Origin of the sequence: Microbacterium sp. AZCO, from assembly GCF_039614715.1 — a bacterium.
Classification (GTDB): Bacteria; Actinomycetota; Actinomycetes; order Actinomycetales; family Microbacteriaceae; genus Microbacterium.
In genome coordinates, this window is sequence record NZ_CP154857.1 from 1,976,241 (window position 1) to 2,001,901 (window position 25,661).

The 25,661-nt window shown below is 72.3% G+C and carries 20 protein-coding genes; 6 read left to right on the forward strand and 14 right to left on the reverse strand.

The window, feature by feature from the left end:
* Positions 1–85 precede the first annotated feature (85 nt).
* Entirely contained in the window at positions 86–925 is an 840-nt protein-coding gene (gene rsmA / locus AAIB33_RS09245) for a 16S rRNA (adenine(1518)-N(6)/adenine(1519)-N(6))-dimethyltransferase RsmA (protein ID WP_345803243.1), read from the reverse strand.
* A gap of 69 nt (positions 926–994) precedes the next feature.
* On the opposite strand from rsmA, the gene AAIB33_RS09250 reads away from it, so the two are divergent.
* On the forward strand, positions 995–2,461 hold the full coding sequence (locus AAIB33_RS09250) for a sugar porter family MFS transporter (RefSeq protein ID WP_345803244.1): 1,467 nt from the start codon (positions 995–997) through the stop codon (positions 2,459–2,461).
* Between the two features lie 141 nt (positions 2,462–2,602).
* Here AAIB33_RS09250 and AAIB33_RS09255 read toward each other — a convergent pair whose 3' ends face one another.
* Positions 2,603–2,968: a YciI family protein gene (locus tag AAIB33_RS09255; protein WP_345803245.1), complete on the reverse strand. Its 366-nt coding sequence runs from the start codon at positions 2,966–2,968 to the stop codon at positions 2,603–2,605.
* The gene (locus AAIB33_RS09260; RefSeq protein ID WP_345803246.1) at positions 2,965–4,242 is read right to left on the reverse strand and encodes a DUF6596 domain-containing protein; all 1,278 of its coding nucleotides are present in this window, start codon (positions 4,240–4,242) and stop codon (positions 2,965–2,967) included. Before AAIB33_RS09260 ends, AAIB33_RS09255 begins: the two co-directional genes overlap by 4 nt.
* A 217-nt stretch (positions 4,243–4,459) precedes the next feature.
* On the opposite strand from AAIB33_RS09260, the gene AAIB33_RS09265 reads away from it, so the two are divergent.
* Positions 4,460–4,618 (forward strand): hypothetical protein, encoded by a 159-nt coding sequence (locus tag AAIB33_RS09265; protein ID WP_345803247.1) that lies wholly within the window; start codon positions 4,460–4,462, stop codon positions 4,616–4,618.
* 458 nt (positions 4,619–5,076) lie between these two features.
* Here AAIB33_RS09265 and AAIB33_RS09270 read toward each other — a convergent pair whose 3' ends face one another.
* The 3 genes from AAIB33_RS09270 to rsmI all read right to left on the reverse strand — a co-directional run bounded on the left by AAIB33_RS09270 (position 5,077) and on the right by rsmI (position 8,571).
* Positions 5,077–5,988, reverse strand: a complete 912-nt coding sequence (locus AAIB33_RS09270; RefSeq protein ID WP_345803248.1) for a TatD family hydrolase — start codon at positions 5,986–5,988, stop codon at positions 5,077–5,079.
* A 136-nt stretch (positions 5,989–6,124) separates the two neighbouring features.
* Positions 6,125–7,702, reverse strand: a complete 1,578-nt coding sequence (metG, locus tag AAIB33_RS09275) for a methionine--tRNA ligase (protein WP_345803249.1) — start codon at positions 7,700–7,702, stop codon at positions 6,125–6,127.
* Positions 7,703–7,752: 50 nt separating this feature from the next.
* Complete coding sequence (rsmI, locus tag AAIB33_RS09280) at positions 7,753–8,571, reverse strand: 16S rRNA (cytidine(1402)-2'-O)-methyltransferase (RefSeq protein ID WP_345803250.1); 819 nt, start codon at positions 8,569–8,571, stop codon at positions 7,753–7,755.
* A gap of 24 nt (positions 8,572–8,595) precedes the next feature.
* Between rsmI and AAIB33_RS09285 the strand changes: the two genes are divergently transcribed.
* On the forward strand, positions 8,596–10,206 hold the full coding sequence (locus AAIB33_RS09285; protein WP_345803251.1) for a phospholipid carrier-dependent glycosyltransferase: 1,611 nt from the start codon (positions 8,596–8,598) through the stop codon (positions 10,204–10,206).
* Between the two features lie 27 nt (positions 10,207–10,233).
* Here AAIB33_RS09285 and AAIB33_RS09290 read toward each other — a convergent pair whose 3' ends face one another.
* The 6 genes from AAIB33_RS09290 to hemE all read right to left on the reverse strand — a co-directional run bounded on the left by AAIB33_RS09290 (position 10,234) and on the right by hemE (position 16,531).
* On the reverse strand, positions 10,234–11,544 hold the full coding sequence (locus tag AAIB33_RS09290; RefSeq protein ID WP_345803252.1) for a glutamate-1-semialdehyde 2,1-aminomutase: 1,311 nt from the start codon (positions 11,542–11,544) through the stop codon (positions 10,234–10,236).
* A 17-nt stretch (positions 11,545–11,561) separates the two neighbouring features.
* Complete coding sequence (gene hemB / locus AAIB33_RS09295) at positions 11,562–12,551, reverse strand: porphobilinogen synthase (protein WP_345803253.1); 990 nt, start codon at positions 12,549–12,551, stop codon at positions 11,562–11,564.
* A 64-nt stretch (positions 12,552–12,615) separates the two neighbouring features.
* Positions 12,616–13,515, reverse strand: a complete 900-nt coding sequence (gene hemC, locus AAIB33_RS09300; protein ID WP_345803254.1) for a hydroxymethylbilane synthase — start codon at positions 13,513–13,515, stop codon at positions 12,616–12,618.
* A 13-nt stretch (positions 13,516–13,528) separates the two neighbouring features.
* Positions 13,529–14,236: a hydrogen peroxide-dependent heme synthase gene (gene hemQ / locus AAIB33_RS09305; RefSeq protein ID WP_345803255.1), complete on the reverse strand. Its 708-nt coding sequence runs from the start codon at positions 14,234–14,236 to the stop codon at positions 13,529–13,531.
* A 20-nt stretch (positions 14,237–14,256) separates the two neighbouring features.
* Complete coding sequence (locus tag AAIB33_RS09310) at positions 14,257–15,471, reverse strand: FAD-dependent oxidoreductase (RefSeq protein WP_345803256.1); 1,215 nt, start codon at positions 15,469–15,471, stop codon at positions 14,257–14,259.
* Complete coding sequence (hemE, locus tag AAIB33_RS09315; protein ID WP_345803257.1) at positions 15,461–16,531, reverse strand: uroporphyrinogen decarboxylase; 1,071 nt, start codon at positions 16,529–16,531, stop codon at positions 15,461–15,463. Before hemE ends, AAIB33_RS09310 begins: the two co-directional genes overlap by 11 nt.
* Here hemE and AAIB33_RS09320 point away from each other — a divergent pair.
* Positions 16,522–17,790 (forward strand): glutamyl-tRNA reductase, encoded by a 1,269-nt coding sequence (locus tag AAIB33_RS09320; protein ID WP_345803258.1) that lies wholly within the window; start codon positions 16,522–16,524, stop codon positions 17,788–17,790. The genes hemE and AAIB33_RS09320 overlap by 10 nt on opposite strands.
* Positions 17,791–17,908: 118 nt before the next feature.
* Here AAIB33_RS09320 and AAIB33_RS09325 read toward each other — a convergent pair whose 3' ends face one another.
* A complete protein-coding gene (locus AAIB33_RS09325; protein ID WP_345803259.1) occupies positions 17,909–19,747 on the reverse strand; it encodes a DUF255 domain-containing protein in 1,839 nt (612 codons plus the stop codon).
* 10 nt (positions 19,748–19,757) lie between these two features.
* Complete coding sequence (locus tag AAIB33_RS09330) at positions 19,758–20,594, reverse strand: aldo/keto reductase (protein WP_345803260.1); 837 nt, start codon at positions 20,592–20,594, stop codon at positions 19,758–19,760.
* 78 nt (positions 20,595–20,672) lie between these two features.
* Here AAIB33_RS09330 and hrpA point away from each other — a divergent pair, with 78 nt between their 5' ends.
* A complete protein-coding gene (hrpA, locus tag AAIB33_RS09335; protein ID WP_345803261.1) occupies positions 20,673–24,653 on the forward strand; it encodes an ATP-dependent RNA helicase HrpA in 3,981 nt (1,326 codons plus the stop codon).
* Between the two features lie 55 nt (positions 24,654–24,708).
* Complete coding sequence (locus AAIB33_RS09340; RefSeq protein WP_345803262.1) at positions 24,709–25,650, forward strand: NADP-dependent oxidoreductase; 942 nt, start codon at positions 24,709–24,711, stop codon at positions 25,648–25,650.
* The last annotated feature ends 11 nt before the right edge of the window (positions 25,651–25,661 follow it).

Below are 25,661 nucleotides of genomic sequence, written 5' to 3' on the forward strand. Positions count from 1 at the left end.
TCCCGAAATGTTACCGGCATGTTTCGTACCTTCCCGGCAACACGGCGTGAACGTTCGGCAAACCCGTATCGGACGCCCAGGGCCCTCAGATGCGGGCGATGCGGACGAAGTCGTCGACGGAGAGCTGCTCGCCGCGGGCGGTGGGAGCGACGCCCGCCTTCTCGAGGACCTCGGATGCCGCGGCCGCCGACCCGCCGAGCACCGGCGCCACAGCCTGCCGCAGCATCTTGCGGCGCTGCTGGAAGGCGGCATCCACGATCTCGAAGGTGCGCCGGCGCAGGGTCTCGTCGCCGCGCGGCTCCGCGTCGCGCTCGAACGCGACGAGCACGCTGTCGACGTTGGGAACCGGCCAGAACACCTGGCGCGACACCGTGCCGGCCAGGCGCCACGGGCCGTACCAGGCCGCCTTGACGCTCGGCGCGCCGTAGACCTTCGAGCCGGGAGGTGCGGCGAGGCGCTCCCCCACTTCGGCCTGCACCATGACGACACCGCGCTCGAGGCTCGGGAAGGTCTCGAGGAAGTGCAGCAGCACGGGGACGCTGACGTTGTACGGAAGGTTGGCCACGAGCACCGTCGGGTCGCCGGGCAGATCCCGCACGCGGAGCGCGTCGGCGTCGACCACGGTGAGTGCGCCGTCCGCGACGCCGTGCTCGGCCGCCGTCTCGGGCAGGCGCGCGGCGAGGCGGTGGTCGATCTCGACGGCGGTGACCGTCGCGCCCGTCTCGAGGATCGCGAGGGTCAGCGAGCCGAGGCCCGGGCCCACCTCGACGACGCGCTCGCCCGCCTCGACCCGAGCGACCTGCACGATCTTGCGCACCGTGTTGGCATCGACGACGAAGTTCTGCCCCAGCTTCTTGGTGGGGGTGACGTCGAGTTCGGCCGCGAGGGCGCGGATCTCGGCGGCACCGAGGAGGCTGACAGGCATGCGTACCACAGTAGCGACGCGCGCGCCCCTCCCTCGTGACGATCGCGCGACGGCGCTAGCGTCGGGGTCATGAACACAACGGGCTCGATTCCGGCGGACGCGTTCTCGCTCCGCAGCCCCTACGGTCGCCGAGCGATCGGACTCTCCGTCGCGGCCGCTGTCGGCGGATTCCTCTTCGGGTTCGACTCCTCCGTCATCAACGGAGCCGTCGACTCGATCCAGAAGGACTTCGGCCTCAATGCGGTCATCACGGGGTTCGTCGTCGCGATCGCGCTCCTCGGCTGCGCCGTCGGCGCGATCATCGCGGGCAACCTCTCCGACCGCTTCGGGCGTCTGCGCGTCATGTTCCTCGGCGCGATCATGTTCTTCGCGAGCTCGCTCGGGGCGGGCTTCTGCTTCTCGGTGTGGGACCTGGCGTTCTGGCGCGTCATCGGCGGTCTCGGCATCGGAATCGCGTCCGTGGTCGCCCCCGCCTACATCGCCGAGATCGCCCCGCGGCAGATCCGCGGCAGCCTCGCGTCGCTGCAGCAGCTCGCGATCACGCTCGGCATCTTCGCCGCACTCCTCAGCGACGCCCTGCTGCAGAACGCGGCGGGCGGTCCCGACGAGCCGCTGTGGTTCGGGCTCGAGGCGTGGCGGTGGATGTTCCTCGTCGGCGTCGTGCCGTCGGCCGTGTACGGCATCCTCGCCTTCACGCTTCCCGAGTCTCCGCGCTACCTCATCGCGAAGGGCCGTTACGACGAGGCCCGCACGATCTTCCAGCGGCTCGTGCCGGCCGCAGACCTCGACCAGACGATGCGCGACCTGCAGACGGCGATCGAGACCGACCGCAAGAATGCCGGCGTCTCGATCCGCGGACCGGTGCTGGGCCTTCAGCGCATCGTGTGGGTCGGCATCATCCTGTCGGTGTTCCAGCAGTTCGTCGGCATCAACGTGATCTTCTACTACTCGACGAGCCTGTGGAGCTCGGTGGGCTTCGACGAGTCGAACTCGTTCACCATCAGCGTGGTGACATCGATCGTCAACGTGCTCGTCACGCTCGTGGCGATCTTCCTCGTCGACCGCGTCGGGCGGAAGCCGATCCTCCTCACGGGCTCCGTCATGATGACCCTCGCACTCGGCACCATGGCGATCTCGTTCCTCTTCTCGACGACCGACGCGCAGGGCGCCGTGACGCTGCCCGCGCCGTGGGGACCCATCGCGCTCGTCGCGGCGAACATCTTCGTCATCGGCTTCGGCGCATCGTGGGGTCCGCTCGTGTGGGTGCTCCTCGGCGAGATCTTCCCGAGCCGCATCCGCGGTAAGGCGCTCGGCGTCGCCGCCGGTGCGCAGTGGATCGCGAACTTCCTCATCACCATGAGCTTCCCGGCGATGAGCGAGTGGTCGCTTCCTCTCACGTACGGCATGTATGCGCTCTTCGCGGCGCTCTCGTTCGTGTACGTCGCCTGGCGCGTGCCCGAGACGAAGGGCATGGACATCGAGCAGACCGAGACCCTGTTCACGCGCAAGGACGCCAAGCTCCCCGGCACGGCCTGACGGCCGGGGCGCGGCCGGGCGCCGGCGAGAAGGCGGCCACCGACAGCGGGCCGCCCGGCAGCGTGCCGTCCGGGAAACGCAGGCCCCGGCATCCCGCGCCTGCGTGACCCAGACCTCGCGGTCGACTCCTCGACGAGCCCGTCAGGCCTGCGCCTCCCACGGATGCGGCACGACGGGGAGGATGAGAACCCGCCCCAGCACGGCGGTGGGATGCTTCGCCATGTACCCCGCCGCCTCGTCGATCGACTCCGCCTCAAGCAGGTCGTAACCGGCGAACCACTCCTTGAACTCCGGGAACGGCCCGTCGGTGACGATGGTCTCCCCGCCGCGGACGACGACCGACTTCGCGCGATCTCGCCCGGCGACGGGGGCGCCGAGCCCGAGGGTGCCGGCGTCGGCGCCCTCCTGGGCCCAGGACTCCAGCATCCGCCGGTCCTCGTCCTGGGGAAGCGCGGCCTCCGCCGTCGCGTCGGTCATGTGGATCACGAGGAACTGCTGCATGGTCATGTGGGTTCTCCTGTCGTGGATGCCGCGAGCCCGTCGCGGCGGCGGATGAGGTGGGCCACCTCGGCGGTGTTGCTCGCCAGGGCGATCGCCCGGTCGAACGCGGCGATCGCGTCGGCCGGACGGTCGATGCGCGCGAGGAGCTCTGCCCTCGTCGCGTGGAAGGCGTGGTGCCCGTCGAGCGGGACGGTCAGCCGTTCGAGCAGGGCGAGCCCGACCCGCGGCGAGGCGAGCTCCGAGACCGCGATCGCGCGGTTCAGGGTGATCAGCGGGTTCGGATCGATCCGCTCGAGCTGCCCGTAGAGCGCCACGATGCGCGACCAGTCGGTGTCGCCGGGGGCCGGCGCCGACGCGTGGACGGCATTGATCGCGGAGAGGAGCTGATACCGCCCCAGCGCGCCGGCGTCGCGTGCGGCGGCATCCATCCGCTCGTGAACGAGGGACAGACCTTCGTCGATGAGAGCGCGATCCCAGGCTCCGCGGTCCTGCTCGTCGAGCCGGACGAGCTCACCATCGGCGGAGACCCGGGCCTCCGCTCGCGCCTCGGTCAGCAGCATCAGGGCGAGAAGGCCCGTCGCCTCCGCCCGCTCGGCGGAGCCGGTGGGAAGCAGGCCGCGCACGAGCCGGGTGAGGCGGATCGCCTCCCCCGTGAGGTCGGGACGGAGCGGATCGGACGCCTCGCCGGAGGCCAGATACCCCTCGTTGAAGATGAGGTAGAGCACGGCGAGCACGCCGGCCGCGCGTGCGGCGAGATCCTCCCGCTCGGGAACGCGGAACGGGATGCGCGCCGCCGCGATCTTCGCCTTCGCCCGAGTCAGCCGCTGACCCATGGTCGTCTCCTGCACGAGGAACGCCCGGGCGACCTCCGCGACGGTGAGCCCGCCCACGATGCGAAGGGTGAGCGCGACGCGCGCCTCCATCGAGAGCGTAGGGTGGCAGCACGTGAAGATGAGCCGTAGCCGGTCGTCCTCGACGACGCCGACGTCCTCCGCGGGTGAGTCGTCGGAGAGCATGAAGGCCTCCTGGTGCAGCTCGTCGCGACGCGCCTCGCGCCGGAGCCGGTCGATCGCCTTGCGGTTCGCCGTCGTGGTGATCCACGCGCCGGGGTTCGGCGGCACGCCGTCGGACGGCCACCGCTCCACGGCGATCGCGAACGCCTCCGCGGCCATCTCCTCGGCGAGGTCGAGGTCGCGGAAGCGCCGGGTGAGCCCCGCGACGACGCGAGCCCACTCCTCACGATGCGCTCGCGCGATCGCTGCGGCGACGTCCGAGGCCATCGGGGCTCCTTCGCTTGGTCGGGACCGCCCGGCGGCGACCCTCAACAGATCGACGAACGGGACCCCACCGATTCGACACCGCGGCGCGCGAAAAGTTCAAGGGGTCGGGAAATCCGTCGGTTCCGTCGAAACAGGGCGCCTCCGTTCGTGGCCACCGTGACGGCGGATCACCGGGTCCGCGCATCGACGAGAGGTGAAGGACATGACGGATCGGGGCATGAGCGTCGCCGAGGAGCGGGAGTTCGCGATCCACATCGAGGAAGCCCGGCTGGAGCTGCGCCAATGGCGCAAGGCGCGCCGGCGCGCCTTCTGGAGCGAACTCGCGGACGCGCTGCTGACGATGCCCGCGGGCATCGGGGTGCGCCTCGGAGGCTGACTCCGGCAGGCACCACACCGCGGGCGGCGCGGCCCTTCCCGCCACGCGCGCGCGACCGCGCCACATTCCTGCGAGCGCGGCGTCGCCGGCGGCAGCGCTCGCAGGAAAGTGCAGCGCTCGCGGATTGCGCCCCGCTCGCGACGGCGAGTGAGGCAGCGCTCGCAGGAGTGCGCAGCGCTGGCGGCGTCGAGCGCGGCAGCCCTCGCAGGGGTGCGCAGCGCTCGCGTCGCCGAGGGGGCAGCGCTTGCAGGAAAGTGCAGCGCTCGCGCGGCAGGCTGCGCTTCTGCGCGACGTCGCGGGCGGCTGACCCTCCCGGACCCACCCCGCGCGCGCTCCGCGCGCGTAACTACGCGGCTGATGTGATGGATTACGGTTGCCTGCGCGCCCCGGCACCGGTCAACCGGCACATCTCCGCAATTGTGGTCACGCGCCGGCACGTCCCGCCGCACGCCGCGACGTCAGGCGTCGAACGTGCCGTAGACCTCGAGGGTGTTCGCCGCGAGCTGCGCGCAGAGCTCGTCGACATCCAGACCGAGCTCGCTCGCCATGAAGCGGACGGTCACAGGCACGAGGTACGGCGCGTTGGGGCGACCGCGGTGCGGCGTGGGCGTGAGGAAGGGGGCATCCGTCTCCACCAGGATGCGCTCGTGCGGGATCACCGCGAGCGCGTCGCGCAGGTTCTGCGCGTTCTTGAAGGTGATGTTGCCCGCGAACGACAGGTAGTAGCCGCGCTCGCCCGCGATGCGGGCCATGTCGGCGTCGCCCGAGAAGCAGTGGAACACCGTGCGATCGGGCGCACCGACCCGCTCGAGCGTCTCCAGGACGGAGTCGTGCGCGTCGCGGTCGTGGATCTGCATCGCGATGCCGTGCTTCTTCGCGAGCGCGATGTGCGCCTCGAAGCTCTCGAACTGGGCGGGGCGCCCGTCGTCGTCGGTGCGGAAGAAGTCGAGCCCGGTCTCGCCGATCGCCCTCACGCGCGGCTGCGCCGCAAGCTCGTCGATGACGCCGATCGCCTCGGCGAGCCGGCCCGCGGAGGCATAGGCCGGCGCCTCGTTCGGGTGGATCGCGACCGCCGCCAGAACACGCGGATGGGATGCCGCGGCCCACGCCGACCAGCGGCTCGACTCGATGTCGCCGCCGGCCTGCACGACGCCGACCACACCCACGGCCTCGGCCCGGGAGAGCTGCTCGTCGAGGGAGAAGCCCACGCCGTCCTCGATCTCGAGGTGCGCGTGGTTGTCGTAGACCGGCACGGCGAGAGGCTCGGGCGCCTCGGGGTACGAAACGTCGCGGGAGCCCTTCTCGCGCACGCGGACGTACTGCGACGGGTCGGCACCCTCCGCGGGGTAAGGAACGCGTGGCTCACTCATGCTCGACCGGCCTCAGGCCTCCTGCCGCCGCAGCATGTCCCACTTTCGGGCGCAAACGGGTGCCGGAGCAGCGGAAAGTGGGACATGGAACGCGAAGATCGGGACATGGAGCGTGGAGATCGGGACATGGAGCGGGTCAGACCGTCTGCTCGACGCGCGGGAACAGCGGCGCGAGGGCGTTGACCGTCGCGCCGGCGGGCAGGACGCCCCATGCACCCGCCTCGCGGATGGGCTGGTCCTGCAGGCGGCCGAGCGTGTCGGCGGCGCCGAGCGCGACCCAGAGCTTCTCGGTCGCAACGGGCGTCACGGGCGACAGCAGCACCGCGAGGGCGCGAAGCCCCTCGGCGGCCGTGTACAGCACGGTGCCGAGTCGCTCCCGCTTCGTCTCGTCCTTCGCGAGCGCCCACGGTTCGTTCTCCGTGATGTAGAGGTTGAGCGCGTCGACGATCGTCCAGATGGCGCCGATCGCCTCGTCGATGCGGAACCGCTCGATCGCGGCATCGGCGGCGGCCGCGGCATCCCGGACCGTCTGCTGGATGCCGAGATCGACCTCGGTGTACTCGGCAGCGGGCGGCACGACGCCGTCGAAGTAGCGGTCGATCATCGCCGTCGTGCGCGACGCGAGGTTGCCGAAGCCGTTCGCGAGCTCGGCCTGGTAGCGGGCCGAGAGGTCCTCCCACGAAAACGAGCCGTCCTGCCCGAACGCGATCGCGGAGAGGAAGTAGAACCGGTAGGCGTCGGAGCCGAAGACGTCGGTGATCTCGGTCGGCGCGATGCCGGTGAGCTTCGACTTCGACATCTTCTCGCCGCCGACGAGCAGCCAGCCGTGCGCGAAGACGCCCTTCGGCACCTCGAGGCCCGCGGCCATGAGCATGGCCGGCCAGATGACGGCGTGGAAGCGCAGGATGTCCTTGCCGACGACGTGATAGGCCGGCCAGCGGCGGGCGAACTCCTCGGGATCCTCGCCGTACCCGATCGCCGTCGCATAGTTGAGGAGCGCGTCGACCCACACGTAGATGACGTGCGACTCGTCCCACGGCACCGTGATGCCCCAGTCGAACGTCGACCGCGAGATCGAGAGGTCCTTGAGGCCGTTCTTGACGAACGAGACGACCTCGTTGCGCGCCGACTCCGGGCGGATGAAGTCCGGCACCGTCGAGTACAGCTCCAGCAGCTTGTCCTGGAACTCGCTGAGCTTGAAGAAGTAGTTCTTCTCCTGCAGCAGCTCGAGCGGCTTCGAGTGGATCGCGCAGACCTTGAGACCCTCGAACGGACCCTCGCCGTCGACGATCTCCGCCTCGGTCTTGAACTCCTCGCAGCCCACGCAGTACAGCGCCTCGAACTCCCCCGCGTAGATGTAGCCGCGGTCGTAGATCGCCTGCACGAACTGCTTGACGCGCTCCTCGTGGCGGGGCTGCGTCGTGCGGATGAAGTCGTCGTTGGCGACGTCGAGCGTCTTCAGCAGCGGGAACCACTCCTGCGTCACGAGCTTGTCGACCCACTCCTGCGGCGTGGCGTTGTTCGCCGCCGCGGCGCGCATCATCTTCTGGCCGTGCTCGTCGGTGCCCGTCAGCATCCAGGTGTCGTCGCCGGCTTGGCGGTGCCAGCGCGCGAGCGTGTCGACCGCCACGGTCGTATAGCCGTGGCCGATGTGGGGCACGTCGCTCGGGTAGTAGATCGGCGTCGTGATGTAGAAGGATCGGCCGGAAGTCACCAGGAGATTCTATTTGCCCGGGATGCCGCGCCCGGCCGATGTGTCGTGCGTCAGCCGCGAGCGGCGAGCGTTGCTTGATAGAGCTCGCGGGAGGAGTGGCCGGTCTGGCCCGCGACCTCGGCGGCGGCATCCTTGAGCCGCGAGCCCGCCGCGACGAGGCCCTGCACCTGCGCGACGGCGTCTTCGAAGACGACCTCGGCGCGCTCGGCTCCAGCCACGACGACCACGACCTCGCCTCGGACGCCCGGCTCGGCCCATGCGGCGAGCTCGGCGAGCGACCCTCGCGCGACCTCCTCGTGCAGCTTCGTGAGCTCGCGGCAGACCGCCCCGCGACGGTCGGCGCCGAAGGCTCCCGCCATGTCGGCGAGGGATGCCGCGACCCGCGCCGGCGACTCGAAGAAGACCATCGTGCGGGGCTCGCGCGCGAGCGCGGCGAACGTCGAGCGCCGCTCGCCGGGCTTGCGCGGCACGAAGCCCTCGAACGTGAAGCGGTCGGTGGGCAGGCCCGAGACCGCGAGCGCGGTCAGCACGGCGCTCGGGCCGGGGATCGCCGTCACCGTCACGCCCGCCGCGGCGGCGGCCGCCACGACGCCGTATCCCGGGTCGCTGACGGTCGGCATGCCGGCGTCGGAGAGCAGGAGCACGTCCTGGTCGCGCGCGAGCTCGACGAGCTCGACGGCCCTCTGCTTCTCGTTGTGGTCGTGCAGCGCCACGAGCCGCGGGCGGTTGGAGATGCCGAGCGCCGTCAGCAGCCGCTGCGTCGTGCGGGTGTCCTCGGCCGCGACGACCGTCGCGTCTTCGAGGGCCTCGACGAGGCGGCGCGAGGCATCCCCCAGATTGCCGATGGGGGTCGCCGCGAGGATGATCACGGCGTCCAGCCTAGGCTTGTGTGCGTGACCGCCACCTCCGAGCCGCTGCTGCCCGCAGAGCCGCTCGTGCCGGAGCTCGAGCGGCGTCCCACCTTCTACGAGCGATGGCGCGTGCGCCTCGACGCCGATCCGCGCGTCCACCGGCTCTGGCGGTGGCTCGCCCCGCTGCTCGTGACCCTCTTCGCGGGCATCCTGCGCTTCTGGAATCTCGACCATCCGCACGCGATCGTCTTCGACGAGACGTACTACGTGAAGGATGCCTGGAGCCAGTGGCACCTCGGCTACCCCGGCACCTGGCCCGACCAGGCCGACGCGAGGTTCGCCGACGGCGAGAGCGACATCTTCACGACGAACCCCAGCTATGTCGTGCATCCGCCGCTCGGCAAGTGGATCATCGGCGTGGGCATGTGGCTCTTCGGCGCCGACTCGTCGTTCGGGTGGCGCTTCTCGGTCGCCCTGTTCGGCACCGCGACGGTGCTCGTGCTCTACTTCGTCGCCCGTGCCCTCGGCGGCTCGATCGTCTACGCGTCCGTCGCGGCGCTCTTCCTCGCGGTCGACGGCCTGGGCATCGTGCTCAGTCGCGTGAGCATCCTCGACGGCATCCTCGCGTTCTTCATCGTGCTCGCCTTCTGGTTCGTGCTCCTCGACCGGCGACGGCATCGGGAACGGCTCGCCGAAGCGGTCGAGGCGCGGACGGTCGACGGCATCCCGCCCGCCTGGGGTCCCGTGTTCTGGAACCGGCCGTGGATCCTCGCCGCCGGCGCGGCCATCGGCGCAGCGACCGCGGTCAAGTGGTCGGGGCTGTACGTCATCGCGGCGCTCGGCATCTACCTCGTCGTGGACGACGCGCTCACCCGCCGACGCCTCGGGGTGGGCTATTGGCCGACCGACGGGCTGCGTCAGGGACTCGTCACGGGCGTGCTCTTCGTGCCCGTCGCCTTCGTCGTCTACCTCGCGTCGTGGACCGGCTGGCTCGTGACCGACGGCGGCTACGACCGGCATTCCGCCGACGCGGATCCCGCGACGGGCTTCTGGTCGTGGGTGCCGCTGTCGCTGCAGAGCCTCTGGAAGTACCACCAGGCCATCTACGCCTCGAACATCGGGCTCACGACGCCGCACACGTACGCGAGCCCTGCGTGGCAGTGGCCGCTGCTGATCCGCCCGACGTCGATGTACTACCTCGGCTCGAAGGCCGGCGAGAACGGCTGCACGGTGGGCGGCCACGGGTGCGCCGAGGGCATCACGAGCATCGCGAACCCGCTCCTGTGGTGGGCGGCCGTCATCGCCGTCATCTACCTGGCGTGGCGCTGCTTCGCCCGCCGCGACGACGGCGACTGGCTCGTGCTGACGGGCGTCATCGCGACCTACGTGCCCTGGCTGCTCTACCCCGACCGCACGATCTTCCAGTTCTACACGATCGTGATCCTGCCGTTCATGGTGCTCGCGATGACGACGCTGCTGCGCGACCTGGCGCAGCTGAAGACGCATCGCGGGTTCGCGCTGGGCCGCTGGGCCACCGGCGTCTTCATCGTCGCCGTGCTCGCCGTCTCGGCCTGGTACTACCCCGTGTGGACGGCGATCCAGGTGCCGTACGACCTCTGGTACCTGCACTTCAACCGCAGCGGCTGGGTCTGACCCCTCGGCCCCTCGGCGGGCGCAGGGTCAGGGCGCCGTCGCCTCCGCCGCGGCGCGGGCCGCGCCGGGAAGCGCCGCGAGCACGCGGTCGAGCGCGGCGTCGTCGTGCGCGGCCGTGAGGAACCAGGCCTCGAAGACGCTCGGCGGCAGCGAGACACCCGCCTCGAGCATCGCGTGGAAGAACGGCGGGTACCGCCAGGCATCCTGGTCCTTCGCGTCCGCGTAGTCGCGCACGACGCCGTCGCGGAACGCGACCGAGAAGAGGCTCCCCGCGCGCGAGATCGTGTGGGCGACGCCCGCGTCGGTGAGCGCCTCATCGAGGGCGTTCGAGACGGTGGATGCCGCGGCATCCACTCGCGCGTACACGTCGGCGTCCGCGAGCCGCAGCGTCGCGAGGCCCGCGGCGACGGCGAGCGGATTGCCGCTCAGCGTGCCTGCCTGATACACGGGGCCGAGCGGTGCGAGGAGGTCGAGCAGCTCGGCGCGGCCGCCGATGCCGGCCAGCGGCATCCCTCCCCCGATGACCTTGCCGAACGTGACGAGGTCGGGCGTCCACCGCTCGCCCGCCGCTCGCTCGAGGCCCCACCAGCCGGCCGGGCCCACCCGGAAGCCCGTGAGCACCTCGTCGAGGATGAGGAGGGCGCCGTTCGCGTGCGCCGCGTCGATGAGGAAGGCGTTGAACCCGGGCTCCGGGGCGAGCACGCCCGCGTTGGCGCCCGCGGCCTCGGTGATGATGGCGGCGATGCGGCCGGGGTGCGCCGCGAACGCCGCGAGCACGGCGTCGCGGTCGTTGTAGGGCAGCACGAGCGTGAGGCCCGCGATGTCGGCGGGCACGCCCGCGGAACCGGGCAGCCCGAGCGTCGCGACGCCCGAGCCGGACTCGGCGAGGAGTCCGTCGGAGTGGCCGTGGTAGTGCCCGGCGAACTTGATGATGACGTCGCGTCCGGTCGCGCCGCGCGCGATGCGGATCGCGGTCATCGTCGCCTCGGTCCCGGTCGAGACGAGGCGGAGCTTCTCGATGCCGCCGTCGAGCCGGCCGATGACGAGCTCGGCGAGGTCTGTCTCACCGGGTGTCGAGGCGCCGAACGACAGCCCTCGGGATGCCGCCTCCTGCACTGTCGCGACTACCTCGGGGTGCGCGTGCCCGAGAAGGGCCGGACCCCACGACGCGACGAGGTCGACGTACTCGCGCCCCGTCACGTCGGTGACGGTCGCGCCGGAGGCCGACACGATCGACAGGGGCGTGCCGCCGACGGAGCCGAAGGCGCGGACCGGCGAGTTGACGCCGCCGGGGATGACGGCGCGGGCGCGGGCCGCGGCATCCTGATTCGTGGTCATCGTCGTGGTCTCCTCGGTCAGTGCGCCGACAGGCGCCCGGCGGCCTCGATGGCCCAGTAGGTCAGCACAGCCTCGGCGCCCGCGCGGACGATGCCCGTGATCGTCTCGTCGATCGTGCGCTCGCGGTCGATCCAGCCGTTGGCGGCGGCAGCCTCGATCATCGAGTACTCGCCGCTCACCTGGTAGGCCCACACGGGCACGGGCGAGACGGCGGCCGCGTCGGCGAGCACGTCGAGGTAGGCCATGGCGGGCTTGACCATGACGATGTCGGCACCCTCCGCGATGTCGAGCGCGACCTCGCGGGCGCCCTCGCGGCGGTTGGCGGGATCGAGCTGGTACGTGCGGCGGTCGCCCTGCAGCGAGGACTGCACGGCCTCGCGGAAGGGGCCGTAGAACGCCGAGGCGTACTTCGCGGCGTAGCCGAGGATGGCGACGTCCTGCCGACCGGCGGCGTCGAGCGCCTCACGCACGACGGCGACCTGGCCGTCCATCATGCCGGAGAGGCCGAGGAGGGCGGAGCCCGCCTCCGCCTGCGCGAGCGCCATGTCGCGATAGCGCTCGAGCGACGCGTCGTTGTCGACGCGGCCCTGGTCGTCGAGCACGCCGCAGTGGCCGTGGTCGGTGAACTCGTCGAGGCACAGGTCGGTCTGCACGACGAGTGCGTCGCCGACCTCCGCCGCGGCGAGGCGGGTCGCGACGTTCAGGATGCCGTCGGGCTCGGTCGCGCCGGACCCCGTGGCGTCCTTGTGCTCGGGCACGCCGAAGATCATGATGCCGCCTATCCCGGCCGCAGCGGCCCGCTGCAGCTCGGCCTTGAGGGAGTCCGACGTGTGCTGCACGACGCCCGGCATGCTCGCGATGGGCACCGGCTCCGTCGCGCCCTCCCGCACGAAGACGGGGAGGACGAGCTGCGACGGGTGCACGCGGGTCTCGGCGACGAGGCGGCGCCATGCGGGGGTGGCGCGCAGGCGGCGGGGACGGACGGTCGGGAACTGGGATTCGGTCATATCTCTCCGGTGCCCGGACAGCGCCGGGCGTTCGTCTCATCGCAGCGCTCGTCGCGCGGCGACCTCACTCGTGAAGGGGCGCGAGCCGCGCAGCGCCCAGAGCGAGCAGCTCGTCGGCGACGCGCGCGGCGAGGTCTGCGGGCGCCTCGGCGTCGGGGGGCATGGCGTGCGAGCTCGTCACGTACTCGCTCCCGTCGGGACGGTACACGCGCGCCGTGAGGAACAGCAGTCCGTCGTCGAGGAACGCGTGCGCGCCGATCGGAGCGGCGCAGCCGGCCTCGAGCCGGGCGAGCACGCCGCGCTCGGCCTCGACCGCGAGCCGCGTCGGCCGGTCGTCGAGCCTCTGCGCGAGGTGCTCGTCGCCCGCCCGCGTCTCCACGGCGAGGGCGCCCTGCGCGGGGGCGGTCGGCCACGGGTCGATCGGGAGGAACTCGGTCACGGCGTCGAGCCGCCCGAGCCGCTCGAGTCCCGCCGCCGCGAGCACGACGGCGTCGAGCACGCGCTCGGGGTCGTCCGACCCGACGCGCGCGAGACGCGAGTCGATGTTGCCGCGGATGTCGACGAGCTCGAGGTCGGGACGACGCGCCGCGAGCTGTGCCCGGCGGCGCGGCGATCCCGTGCCCACCCGGGCGCCCTCGGGCAGGCTCGCGAGGTCGAGGCCGTCGCGGGCGCACAGCACGTCGCGCACATCCGCCCGGCGCGGGACGGCGGCGATGGCGAGGCCGGGGGCAGGGGCCGTCGGGAGGTCCTTGTAGGAGTGGACGACGGCGTCCACCTCCCCGGCGCGGAGGGCCTCGCGCAGGGCCGTCGCGAAGACGCCGGTGCCGCCGAGGGATGCGAGCGAAGCCGTCGACGTATCGCCCTCCGAGACGATCGGCACGAGCTCGCCGCCGAGCGCCTTCGCGACCGTCCCGGCCTGCGCCGTCGCGAGCGCACTCGCGCGGGTGCCGACCCGGAGGGTCATCGCCGGGCTCCGCTCACGACAGCACCTCGGCGACCTCGGACGGCTCGATCTGGCGCCCCGTGAAGAAGGGCACCTCTTCGCGCACGTGACGACGCGCCTCGGTCGCGCGCAGGTGGCGCATGAGGTCGACGAGCTCGGTCGGCTCGTCGGCCTCGAGGGCGAGGATCCACTCGTAGTCGCCGAGCGCGAAGCTCGCGACAGTGTTGCTCTGCACCTGCGGGTACTCGCGGCCCTTGAGGCCGTGGTCGGCGAGCATCTCGCCGCGCTCCTTCGCCGGCAGCACGTACCACTCGTAGCTGCGGACGAACGGATAGACGGCGAGCCAGCGCTTGGGGGCGAGGCCGCGCGCGAAGGCCGGCGCGTGGTCGCGGCTGAACTCGGCGTCGCGGTGCACGCCGAGGGCGTTCCACGTGGGCAGCAGCGGGCTCAGCTCGCGCGAGCGACGCAGGGCGCGGAGTGCCGACTGCAGCCCCTCGGCGGAGTCGCCCGTGAGCCACAGCAGGATGTCGGCGTCGGCGCGGAGGCCCGAGACGTCGTAGATCGCGCGCACAGTCGCGCCGAGCTCGGCGACGACATCGGCGAGCTCGGGTGCGCCGTCGGCGACGGCCGCGGGATGCGGGTCGCGCCGCAGCACCGCCCAGAGGGCGAAGTGCAGCCCGGCGCGGAGGTCGGGCTGGTCGGCGGTCTCGGTCGTCTGGTGCTCGTCGGTCCGGTCGCTCACCCTTCCATCCTCGCCCCTGCTCACCGGGGGCGGCGAATCGATGTCTCGCCGGCGAGCTTCCGCGCGGCGCGCTCCGCCTGCTGGACGACCGAGGAGAGGCCCGTCCCCGCGACATACTCCCCCACGGCATACCCCTCGGCCGGCCCGGCCGAGCCGCGCACCCACGCGCGCACGCTCGCGTCCTCGACGCGGTCGATGGCGGTTCCGAGCAGGATGCCGGCATCCGCCGTCGCTCGCTCGATGGGGTCGACGGGGTCGCCGTCGTAGGAGAGCCGAAGGGCGTGACGGGCGGGCAGCGCGTCGCGCACCCACGCCCACTTCGCCGAGAGATGGGTGAGGGCCCGGGCGGTGACGCCGGGGGCATCCGCCGCCACGAGGACGCCCGTGCCGCGCGGAGCGGCGTCGAGCGCGGGGGCGTCTACGACGAGGGTGACAAGGGTCACGCGTCGGCCGCGGGAGCCATCCGCGGGCGGCGCGGCGCGCACGACGAGCCCGGCGCCGATCGGCAGAGTGGATCCGAGCACGATCCGCACGCCGAGCCTCGTGCAGTCGGCCGCGAGCGCGTCGACGAGGCGGAACATCCCGCCCCGGATGCCCGCGACCTGCGAGCCGGCGGGCGACGCCGCGCGGAGGGCTCGGACGGCTGCCGCAAGCGATCCTCGCGCCTGCAGCTCCTCGCGCAGGCGGGGATGCGCCCGCTCGACGGGAAGATCGTCGGCAGACGTGGAGTGCACGCCGCGCACGACGGGCGCGACGAGCCCGTCGACGACGGCCTGTCCCATGCGGATGCGCACGAGTTCGCCGAGGGACGAGGCATCCCTCCCCTCCTCGGTCGGAAGCGAGGCGTCCTGAGCCGCACGGGCGGCGCCCGCCGCGCCGATCGCGCGGACGACGTCGGCGGCGAGCGGATCGCCCGGGATGCCGAAGAGACCCGTCGCCGGGAGCGGCACGGCCGTGCCGTCCGCGCGGTGCAGCCACGCCGGCGCCGGGCTCGGCGCGACGATGTCGCCCGCGAGTCCGAGCTCGCCGAGGAGGTCGGCGACGGCCGTCGTGCGGGTCGCGAACGACTCGGCCGCCGCATCGAGGTCGACCCCTGCGACGCGCTGCCGGGCCACCTGGCCACCGAGACGGTCGGACTGCTCGTGCAGCGTGACGCTCAGACCCTCGAGGGCCAGGCGCCGCGCGGCGACGAGTCCTGAGACCCCTCCCCCGACGACGGTGACGTCAGAGGGCATGCACGAGCTCGACGATGCGCGTCAGCACCGTCGGATCGGTGTCCGGCGGCACGCCGTGGCCGAGGTTGACGATGTGCGCGGGCGCGTCGGCGCCCCGCGAGACGACGTCGCGGACGTGCGCGTCGACGATCGGCCACGGCGCGGTGAGCAGGGCGGGGTCGAGGTTGCCCTGCAGCGGCACACGGCCGCCGAGGCGCTCGTTCGCGACGTCGAGGGGCAGGCGCCAGTCGATGCCGATGACGTCGGCGCCGAGCGGAGGCAGCAGATCGAGCATCTCGGTCAGGCCCAGCCCGAAGTGGATCTTCGGCACCTCGAAGCCGCGGAGCGCGTCGAAGGCCCGGCGCGAGTGCGGGGCGACGCGACGCTGGTAGTCGTTGCGCGACAGCGAGCCGGCCCACGAGTCGAAGAGCTGCACGACGCTCGCGCCGGCCTCGACCTGCGCGCGGAGGAAGGCGCCCGTCACGTCGGCGCACCAGTTGAGCAGCGTCGCCCACGTGTGCGGATCGGTGCGCATGAGCGCGCGGGCGCGCAGCTGCTCCCGCGACGGGCCGCCCTCGATGAGATAGCTCGCGAGCGTGTACGGCGCACCTCCGAAGCCTACGAGCGGCGTTCCGCCGAGCTCGTCGACGACGATGCGCACCGCCTCCGAGATGGGCGCGAGCGCCTCCGGCTCGAGAGGGCGCAGGTTCAGCACATCGGATGCCGAGCGGATCGGGTTCTCGAGCACGGGACCACGTCCTGGCACGATCTTGACGTCGACACCTGCGAGCAGCACGGGGATCACGATGTCGCTGAAGAACACCGCCGCGTCGACGCCGTGACGGCGGACCGGCTGCAGAGTGATCTCGGCCGCGAGCGCCGGGTCGAGGCACGCGTCGAGCATCTCGGTGCCGGCACGACTCGCCCGGTACTCGGGCAGCGAGCGGCCCGCCTGCCGCATGAACCAGACCGGCAGCCGCTCGGGACGATCGCCGCGTGCGGCACGGACGAGAGGGGCCTCGGACGTGCGTCCGTCGGCGAGCGGGTGGGGCGCCGGCAGGGCGCTCAGAGGTGAAGGCACCCATCCAGGCTAAACTCGTGCGCGTGCTGTTCTGCCTGACGGCGAACCACCGGAACACTGAGTTCGACGTCCTCGACCGCATCTCGAGGGCTGCCGACTCGGCCGGCGCCGATGTCATCGCCGCCCACGACTTCGTGCGGGGCGCCGTCGTCGTCGCCACCTGCAACCGCTTCGAGACCTACCTCGAGCTCGACGAGCCCGTCACGGGCGGCGTGGTCCTCGCACGCGAGGCGGTGCTGGAGGCGATCGCCCAGAAGACGGGAGCGGATGCCGAAGCCCTGCGCGCGTCGGCTGTCGTGCTGAGCGGCGACGACGTCGTGCGGCACCTCTTCGCCGTGAGCTCCGGACTCGAGTCGATGGTCGTCGGCGAAGAGGAGATCAGCGGCCAGGTGCAGCGCTCGCTGCGTGCCGCCCGCGAGTCCGGCACGAGCAGCACCGAGCTCGAACAGGCCTTCCAGCGCGCCGCGCGCGCGACGCGCGAAGTGCGCGCGAAGGCCGACCTGGCGGCCGCCGGCCGCTCGCTCGCGCGCCTCGCACTCGACCTCGCCGACTCCCGCGTGACCGACTGGGGCACGGTTCCCGTGCTGCTCGTCGGCACCGGCCAGTACGCGGCCACGACGATCGCAGCTCTGCAGGCGCGCGGCGCCGGCGACGTGCGGGTGTACTCCGCGACGGGCCGCGCGGACTCCTTCGCGGCCAAGTACGGCGTCCGCGCCGAGCACGATCTCAGCACCGCGATCGCCCGCGCCGACATCGTCATCACCTCCACGGCGCGCTACACGATCGGACCCGGCGACATCCCCGACGAGCGTCGTCGCCTCGTCATCGACCTCGGCCTCCCCCGCAACGTGGAGCCGGAGGTCGGCCTCCTGCCGGGCGTCGACCTGCTCGACCTCGAGCTCATCGGTCGGCACGCGTCGCTCGCCGAGCTCGGCGCCGGCGCGCACGAAGTCGTCGGCTCGGCCGCTGCGACCTTCAACGCCGAGCGCGCCGCCGCGCCCGCCATCGTCGCGTGGCGCACGCACGTGCAGTCGGTGCTCGACTCCGAGCTCTCCCGCCTGCGCGCCGACGACGCCCACACCGCCGCCGCGCTGCGGCACCTCGCCGGCGTCCTCTCGCACGGCCCGTCGACGCGCGCCCGCGAGTTCGCGGCGTCGGGTCGCCTCGCCGAGTTCGAGCGGGCACTCGAGACGGTGTTCGGTCTCGAGGTCGCGTCGGGGCTGTCGGTCGTCGCCGACGAGGATCGCGCCGCCGGCTGATCCTCGAGCCTCCGGGCGCTCCACCTCGACCCCTCTACAAGCTCGGGGACCGGGGGCGGCCTCAGAGCTCTTCGTTCGCCGAGCTTGTAGAGGCGTCGACCCCGAACCCGCGAAGAGCTCAGGCCACGAGGTCGTCCACCGACGTCGTCGGAAGACGGCACGCGAAGTCCCGGCAGTCGTACGCCGTGGCGAGACCGTCGCGCTGCGTCTTCTCCGCGAACAGCGCGAAGCCCGCCGCAGCCCACTCCGCCGCCTGCGCCGGAGACACCACCGCCACGACGTCCGCCGGAAGTGCGCGCGCTGCGACCGCGACCGGGTCGTCGCTCGCCCCGATGACGACCACCTGCCGCGGCGGTCCCGCGAGCAGCGTCGCGACCCGCAGCAGCGCGCTGTGCGCCAGGGGTTGAGCCAATGCGGCCGCGGCGTGCCCGGCGACGAGACGCTCGGCGAGGGCGCGGAGCTCCTCTCCCCCGCCCAGGAGCCACAGCGCGGCCGCGGCACCCGCGATCGCCGCGACGCCGGACGGCTCATCGCCGTCGGATGCGGCATCCGGAGCCAGCACGCCGCGCGCAGCGAGCACGGGGTCGGCTCCCGCCGGCGCGCGCAGGGAGCCGTCGACGTCGACGCACGCCGCGACGAGGTCGCGCGCCCGCTCGGCGTAGGCGACCTCTCCGGTCGCGACCGCGAGCGCGACGAGCCCCTCGGCGAGCTGTCCGTGATCGGCGACGGTCGCCGGGGCACGCGATGCGATCTCGTCGAGCGATGCCCGCACGAGCACGCCGTCGACGCCGATGTTCGTCGTGAGCACCGCGTCGGCGGCCCACCGTGCCGCCTCGATCCACTCGGGCTCGCCCAGGCGTGCACCGGCGCGGGCGAGGGCGCCGATCGCGAGGCCGTTCCAGCCGGTCACGACCTTCCCGTCGACCGCCGGCGGCGTGAGGCCGGCGCGGGAGGCGGCATCCCGGGCGTAATAGCCGCCTTCGCTTCGCTGACCGTCGATCCAGGACTCCGAATCCTGGGCGGCCCCGAATCCGCCGCCCGGCTGCTGAAGCACGTCGCGGAGGAACCGCACGATTCCGCGGGCCGTCTCGACGTCGCCCGCGTCGACCGCGACATCGAGCAGCTGCGCGTTGTCGGTGAGCATGCGCTCGTAGTGGGGCACCGTCCAGTCGCGACGCGTCGCGTACCGGAAGAACCCGCCCTCGACCGGGTCCCGCAGCTCCGAGCCGGCCATCGCCGTGAGCGCGCGCGTGGCCATCGCCGTCGCCTCTGGCGCACGCTCCCCAATGAGCCGTGACTGCAGCAGCCGCAGCGCCGTCGCGACGGGGAACTTCGGAGCACGCGGATCGCCGCCCCAGAAGCCGCCGTGCTCCGGATCCTCGCGCGCCGCGAGCGCCTCGGCCGCCGTGACGATGGCGGCGGCATCCGGAACAGCCCCCTCGCCCGCCGACGACGCGCGCACGTCCGCGAGCGCGTCGGCGATCGCGCCGGCGGTGCCCTCCGCCGCTTCCCGGCGCATGGTCCAGGCCTCGTGCACCGCGTCGAGCACCTGCCCGAAGGACGGGATGCCGCCGCGCGTCGTCGGCGGGAAGTAGGTGCCCGCGTAGAACGGGCCGCCGTCGGGCGTCGTGAAGACGCTCAGCGGCCAGCCGAGATTCTGCGTGAACGCGCCCGCGGCCGCCATGTAGGCGGCGTCGACCTCGGGGTGCTCCTCACGGTCGACCTTGATCGCCACGAACCGTTCGTTGAGGCGCGCCGCGAGCGCGACGTCCTGGAACGACTCCCGCGCCATCACGTGGCACCAGTGGCAGGTCGAGTAGCCGATCGACACGAACACCGGCACGTCGCGCCGGCGCGCCTCCGCGAAAGCCTCTTCGCCCCACGGGTACCACGCGACGGGGTTGGCGGCGTGTGCCCGGAGGTACGGACTCGCGGAGGCGGCCAGGCGCTTGTTCATCGCGCGACGTTCAGTGGACCTCGTCGGGGTGCGCGCTCACGCGCCCCGAGCCGTCGCCCGAGTCGAGGGCGTCGATCGCCGCCACCTCGGCGTCGGAGAGGTCGAAGTCGAAGACGTCGCGATTCTCCTCGAGGCGCTCCCGGCGCACCGACTTCGGGAAGACGATGAAGCCGTGCTGCAGGTGCCAGCGCAGGACGACCTGCGCGGGAGTCTTCCCGTGAGCGGATGCCGCGGACGCGACGGGCTCGGCGCCGAAGAGGTCGTACTTGCCCTGGCCGAGCGGGCCCCAGGCTTCGATCTTCACGCCCTTCCCGGCCGCCCAGTCGGTGATCTCGCGCTGCTGGTAGGCCGGGTGCAGCTCGATCTGGTTCACAGCGGGCACGACGCCGGTGGCGTCCACGATCCGCTCGAGGTGCGCGACGAGGTGGTTCGAGACTCCGATCGAGCGGGTGTGCCCGGCATCCTGGATCTCGATCATCTTCTCCCAGGCGTGCACGTAGTTGTCGGCGGCAGGCGTGGGCCAGTGCACGAGGTACAGGTCGACGGCGTCGAGGCGGAGCTTGTCGAGGCTCTCCCGGATCGCGGCGTGCGGCTCCTCGCCGTCGTGCCGGTCGTTCCACAGCTTGGTCGTGACGTAGAGGTCGCCTCGGCTGAGACCGCTCGACGCGATCGCGGCCCCGACGCCCGCCTCGTTGCCGTAGACGGCCGCCGTGTCGATGTGGCGATAGCCGACCTCGAGCGCCTCGCTCACGGCCCGCTCGGTGTCCGCCGGCGGCACCTTGAACACTCCGTAGCCGAGCTGGGGGATGTCGTTGCCGTCGTTGAGCGTCACGGTGGGGATGGTCATCCGTCAAGCCTATGGCGGGGTATGGATGCCGGTCTGGGGCGCGCACGGCACCCCGCAGGCGTTCTACGATGGAAGGCTATGCCCGCGCGCGAACCCGTCATCGTCTACCCGCCCGAGCTGCCGGTCAGCGCCGCGCGGGACGAGATCGCGCGCGCGATCCGCGACAACCAGGTCGTGATCGTCGCCGGTGCCACGGGGTCGGGCAAGACGACCCAGCTGCCGAAGATCTGCCTCGAGCTCGGTCGTGCGAAGATCGCGCACACGCAGCCTCGCCGGATCGCGGCACGCTCCATCGCGGAGCGCATCGCGGAGGAGCTGCAGGTGCCGCTCGGCACGACGGTCGGCTACAAGGTGCGCTTCACCGACAAGGTCTCGGCCGACACGAGCATCGCGCTGCTGACCGACGGCATCCTGCTCAACGAGATCCATCGCGACCGGATGCTGCGCAAGTACGACACGATCATCGTCGACGAGGCGCACGAGCGGTCGCTCAACGTCGACTTCCTGCTCGGCTACCTCAAGCGCATCCTGCCGAAGCGGCCCGACCTCAAGGTCATCATCACGTCGGCGACGATCGACCCCGAGAGCTTCGCGAAGCACTTCGGCCCGTCGCCGGAGAAGCCCGCGCCGATCATCGAGGTGTCGGGCCGCACGTATCCCGTCGAGATCCGCTATCGGGGGTCGGATGCCGAGGCGAGTGACGGCGAATCCGACGACGTGGACGGCATCACGGCGGCGCTCCGCGAGCTCGACCGCGAGGCGGCCGGAGACGTGCTCGTGTTCCTTCCCGGCGAGGCGGAGATCCGCGATGCGATGGATGCCGTGCGGGGAATGTATTCGAAGGATGCCTCGCCCACCGAGGTGCTCCCGCTGTACGGCCGATTGAGCGCCGCCGAGCAGCACCGCGTCTTCGAGCGCTCCGCCGTCGCCGGCGTCAGGCGGCGCGTCATCCTCTCGACCAACGTCGCCGAGACGAGCCTCACGGTGCCCGGCATCCGGTACGTCGTCGACACGGGCACCGCCCGCATCTCGCGGTACAGCAACCGCAGCAAGATCCAGCGGCTGCCGATCGAGGCCATCTCGCAGGCATCCGCTCAGCAGCGTTCGGGTCGTGCCGGGCGCACGGCGCCCGGCATCGCGATCCGCCTGTACTCGGAGGAGGATTTCGACCGTCGTGACGAGTTCACCGAGCCGGAGATCCTCCGCACGAGCCTCGCCTCCGTCATCCTGCAGATGCTCTCGCTCGGCTTCGGCGACATCTCGTCGTTCCCCTTCCTGACTCCCCCGGACTCGCGCGGCGTCAAGGCGGCGTTCGACCTACTGGTCGAGCTCGGCGCGGTCCGGCCTCAGGCACGCTCCGGGTCCGAGGACGGGAGCGGACCGAAGCTCACCGACCTGGGTCGCGAGATCGCGCGCCTGCCGATCGACCCGCGCTTCGCCCGCATGCTTCTCGAGGCGCGCACGACGGGCGTGCTGCGCGACGTCATGGCGATCGTCGCGGGGATGTCGATCCAGGACGTCCGCGAGCGGCCCGAGGAGCGCCGCGAGGAGGCCGACCGCCTGCACGCGCGGTTCACCGACCCGACGAGCGACTTCCTGACGCTCCTCAACCTCTGGAACCACCTGCAGGAGCAGCAGTCGGCGCTCGGCTCGAGCGCCTTCCGTCGGCTGTGCCGGGCCGAGCACCTCAATTACGTGCGCGTGCGGGAGTGGTTCGACGTGCACCGCCAGCTCGGGTCGCTCCTCGGCCGTCCGAAGGCCGAGGTTGCCGAGGCCGACCCGGACGACATCCACAAGGCGATCCTGTCCGGCCTGCTGTCGCACCTCGGCATCCTGGATGAGCGCAAGGCCTCCTCGGCGAGCCGCGGCGGCAAGACGCCTCCGAAGGGGCGCACCCCGGCCGCTGAATACATCGGCGCCCGGGGAGCGCGGTTCACGATCTTCCCGGGCTCGGGGCTGCGCAAGAAGTCGCCGAGCGCCGTCATGGCGGCCGAGCTCGTCGAGACCTCGCGGCTCTTCGCGCGCACCGTCGCGGCGGTCGACCCGGCCTGGGCCGAGGCGCTCGCCGGCGACCTCGCGAAGCGCTCGCTGAGCGAACCGCACTGGTCGAAGGCGGCGGGTGCGGCATCCGCCTACGAGAAGGTCACTCTCTTCGGCGTCGAGATCATTCCGAAGCGTCGCGTGCAGCTCGCGCGCTTCGACCGGCCGTTCGCGCGTGAGCTCTTCGTGCGGCACGCCCTCGTCGAAGGTGAATGGGAGCCGTTCGGGTCCCTGAGCCCGTCGCAGGGCGACAAGCGCCTGACGGCGTTCGAGCGCCGCAACCTCGAGCTGCGTCGCCGCCTCGAGAAGATCGAGGAGCGCGAGCGCCGCCGGGACATCCTCGCCGGGGACGAGGCCGTCTTCGCGTTCTACGACTCGCGGATCCCGCGCGACGTCTTCGACGTGCGCTCGTTCGAGACCTGGTGGCGGGATGCCTCGAACCGCACCCCCAAGCTCCTCGACATGACGGAGGCCGACCTCGCCGGCGATGTGCGCCGCAGCGACGAGCGCGACTTCCCCGCCCGCTGGCGGCAGGGCGATCAGGTGCTGTCGCTCGCGTACCGCTTCGAGCCCGGCGCGCCGGACGACGGCGTCACCGCGGTCGTGCCGCTCGCACTCCTCGCGCAGCTGCGCCCCGACGGGTTCGACTGGCAGGTGCCCGGCATGCGCGACGAGCTCATCGCCGGGCTCATCCGAGCACTGCCCAAGGCGATCCGGCGACACGTCGTGCCCGCGGCCGACTGGGCCGCGAAGTTCGCGGAGGAGCTCGACGGGCAGGGCCCGGAATCGCACGACGGCGTCCCGCCCGCATCGTTGCGCGACGCGCTGGCGGGACGCATCCAGCGCATCGCGAACCAGCCCGTATCGGCCGCCGACTTCGACCTCGAGCGCGTGCCCGGGCATCTGCTCGTATCGTTCCGCGCGGTCGACGAGCGGGGGCGCGCGGTGGGCTCCGACCGCGACCTGGGTGCGCTGCAGGACCGCCTGGCCGGACGTGCACGCACGGCGGTGAGCCGCTCCCTGACCGGCCCCCGGTCGTCGGGCGAGGAGCGCGGCGACGAGGCCAAACGCTCCGGGCCGGCGAGTCTCGTCGGCGCGAGCGTTTCGCCTCGCTCCGCTCGCGGGGCGACCGGTGACGACGGCCGCGCGGGCTTCGCGGAGCGCTCGGGCCTGACCGACTGGACGTTGGGCGACCTCCCCGATGTCGTCGACACGAAGGTCGCCGGCGGAGTCGTCCGGGGATACCCCGCGCTCATCGACGAGGGCGCGAGCGTCGCCCTGCGCATCGAGGCGACGCCCGAGGCCGCGGCGGCGGCCACCCACGCCGGCGTGCGCCGACTCGTGCTGCTCGCGGTCGCCTCCCCCTCGGCGTATGTGCTCGACCACCTGACCTCGACGGAGAAGCTCGCACTCGCGGCATCGCCCTATCCCTCCGCGAAAGCGCTCGTCGAGGATGCGCGGGTCGCCGTGGCCGATGCCGTCATGGCACGGACCTCGCCGACCGTCCGCAGCCGCGCCGAGTTCGACCGCGTCCGCGACGCCTTCTCGGCGGCCGTCGTCGACGAGCTGTTCCAGACCGTGTCGCTCGTCGCGCGCATCCTGATCGGCGCCCGGGATGTCGAGCGCGCCGTGCGCGAGCAGAACTCGCTGACGCTCCTCGCGGCTCTGAACGACGTCAAGGCGCAGGTCGCCGGCCTCGTGTTCCCGGGTTTCGTCTCGCGAACCGGAACCGCCCGGCTGACCCACCTCCCCCGCTACCTGCGCGGGGCGCTCGACCGGGTGAGGACGCTCTCCGACAATCCCGGCCGTGACCGGCAGCGTCTGACGGAGTTCGAGCGGGCGGTTGCGGTCTACGCGGAGGCCAGCGGTGCGATCCCGGCCCCTTCCGACGCCCCGACGACGATCGTGCATGCGCGCTGGCTGCTCGAGGAGTATCGCGTGAGCCTCTTCGCGCAGGCGCTCGGCACCGCCGAGCCCGTGTCGCTCCAGCGCATCCAGAAGGCGCTGCGCGGCGGCTGAGCCGACGCACCGGCCGATCGGAATATCTGATCGACCCGGCGAGGTTGGCCCTCTCATGACGCACGCGATCACCTACACCGAGTTCGGCGGACCCGAGGTCCTGACGCTGAGCGAGATCCCCGACCCGGTTCCCGGCGACGGCGAGCTCGCCGTCCACGTCGAGGCCGCGGGCGTCAATCCGATCGACGCGAAGCTGCGCTCCGGCCGCCGTCCGAGCGGCGGCATCCGCGAGCCGCGCCGGGTGGGCAGCGATCTCGCGGGCGTCGTGACGGCCGTCGGCCCCGGCGTCGACGGCTTCCGCGTGGGCGACGCCGTCGCCGCATTCGGCGTGCACGGCGGCTACGCGACCGACCTCGTCGTGAAGGCGTCGCTCGCCCATCCGCGACCCCCGCAGGTCTCCCCCGCCGAAGCGGCGGCTCTCGGCATCCCGGTCGGCACCGCGTACCAGACGCTCCGATCGCTCGGCGTCGGCCCCGGCGGCACTCTCCTCATCCACGGCGGATCCGGTGCCGTGGGGCAGGCCGCGATCCAGTTCGCCGTCCTGTGGGGTGCGACGGTCATCGCGACCTCGTCCCCGCGCCGCTTCGACCGCGTCCGCGCGCTCGGCGCGACGCCGGTCGCCTACGGCGACGGACTCGTCGACCGCGTCCGCGACCTCGCCCCCGATGGTCCCACGGTCATCATCGACGCCGCGGGAACCGACGATGCCCTCTCGGCCTCGCTCGAGCTCCTCCGCGACAGGAGCAGGATCGCGACGCTCGTGCGCGGACGGGATGCCGCGGAGCTCGGCATCCGCGCCTTCTCGGGCGGCAGCCCCGAGCCGCTCACGGAGCAGCAGCTGAGCTGGCGCGGCGAGGCCATCCCTGTGGTCCTCGCCCTGCTCGCAGCGGGGGCGTTCTCGGTCGAGCTCGGGCCGTCGTTCCCGCTTGCCGAGGCGGCGAAGGCGCACGAGGCGGTCGAGTCGGGGGTCGACGGCAAGATCGTCCTCATCCCCTGACGAGGCGCGCG